We start from the raw sequence: 2,161 nt of genomic DNA on the forward strand, positions 1-2,161 counted from the left end.
GATGCTACCTTCGACCCGAATGCGAGTTATACAGTCAGAGCGATCGCCATAGACAGCAACGGCAACCCCATAGTGGGCGGCGAGTTCATCAACATCGGCGGACAACCCCGCAGTGGAATCGCCAAATTAAACCCCACAACAGGTGCGGCAGATCCCACCTTCAACCCGAATGCGAATAATACAGTCAGAGCGATCGCCCTAGACAGCAGTGGCAACCCCATAGTGGGCGGCGATTTCATCACCATCGGCGCACAACCCCGCATCGCAATCGCCAAATTAAACCCCACAACAGGTGCCGCCGATGCCACCTTCAACCCGAATGCGAATAGTGCAGTCAATGTGATCGCCCTAGACAGCAGCGGCAACCTTATAGTGGGCGGCGAGTTCATCAACATCGGCGGACAACCCCGCAGCGGAATCGCCAAATTAAACCCCACAACTGGTGCCGCCGATGCTACCTTCGACCCGAATGCGAGTTATACAGTCAGAGCGATCGCCATAGACAGCAACGGCAACCCCATAGTGGGCGGCGAGTTCATCAACATCGGCGGACAACCCCGCAGTGGAATCGCCAAATTAAACCCCACAACAGGTGCGGCAGATCCCACCTTCAACCCGAATGCGAATAATACAGTCAGAGCGATCGCCCTAGACAGCAGTGGCAACCCCATAGTGGGCGGCGATTTCATCACCATCGGCGCACAACCCCGCATCGCAATCGCCAAATTAAACCCCACAACAGGTGCCGCCGATGCCACCTTCAACCCGAATGCGGATAGTACAGTCGAGGCGATCGCTATTGACAAAGGACGTAGCCTCTACTACACCCCCAACGCCGGATTCAACGGTGTAGACACCTTTCAATACACCGCCACCGACGGCATTGCTTCCACACCCACCACCGTCAGCGTCCTCGTCAACGACTCTCCCACCCTCGATAATTCTGGCATCCCCACTCTCAACGCCCAAAACCAAAACGACAGTGCCAGCACAGGTACACTCATTAGTACCATCATCGCCAACCTCGGCGGCACAAAAATCACCGATCCTAATGCCAGCGCCTTACAAGGTATTGCCATCACCAACCTCGACACGACTAACGGCAGTTGGCAATACACCACCGACGGCACCACCTGGAACACCTTCACCGCCTCTGTTACCTCTGCTAGACTGCTAGCATCCGACGCATCCACCCGCATCCGCTTCGTACCCACAGCTACCTATAGTGGAACCGTTACTAACGCGATCGCCTTCCAAGCGTGGGATCAAATTACTGGCACCAACGGCAGCACAGCAGACGTAACAGCAGACTTAGCTACCAACGGCACATCCAGCGTTTTCAGTAGCGCTACCGAAACCGCCGATATTGCAATTAACCCCGTCCCTAACATTACCAGCGTCAGCGCAGTGACAGCAGACGGAAATTACGGTATCGGTACATCGATTGACATCAGCGTTCAATTCTCTCAAACAGTCAACGTTACGGGTACGCCACAGCTTAGTTTAGCAGGTGTAACTCCCGTTGCGAATTACCTCTCAGGCAGCGGTAGCAACACTTTAACATTTCGGTATACAGTCGCAGCAGGCGATAGCAATCCTGACTTAGACTATGTTTCGACAACTGCTTTATCTTTAAGTAGCGGTACTATTAAGAATGCTGCCAATGGTGATGCTATTTTAATCTTGCCAACTCCGGGTGTAGTGAATTCTTTGGGTGCTTCCAAAGCAATAGCAATAGATGGAATTATCCCGACTGTCACCATCAATCCTATCGCTGATATTACGACAGCAGGCGCTACAACCCAGACTTTTACTGTTACTCTCAACGACAATACTGGAATAGATGTTAGCAGTTTAGATAGTTCTGACATTCTAGTAAGTTGGTCAGGCGGTACAATTCCTCCTACATTTGTCAGCGTCGATACTAACAGTAATGGTACACCTCGCCTCGCTACTTATTCACTGACTCCACCTGGGGGAAGTTGGGATGATACAGATAATGGCAGTTACGCTGTTAATTTGCAAGCATCGCAAGTAAAAGATACTTTTGGTAATCAAGTTGTAGGTAGCAATTTAGGCAGTTTTACTGTTAACATTCCCACGCCAATTCCTACTCCCACGCCGATTCCTACTCCCACGCCGATTCCTACTCCCACGCCGA

The 2,161-nt window shown here is 51.7% G+C and carries 1 protein-coding gene; it reads left to right on the plus strand.

Translation table 11 applies throughout. The features are described from left to right. A partial coding sequence (locus QUA77_RS28920) for an Ig-like domain-containing protein (protein ID WP_333454055.1) occupies positions 1 to 2,161 on the plus strand: 2,161 nt, incomplete at both ends.

This window comes from Microcoleus sp. K5-D4 (assembly GCF_036704575.1).
Lineage (GTDB): Bacteria > Cyanobacteriota > Cyanobacteriia > Cyanobacteriales > Microcoleaceae > Microcoleus.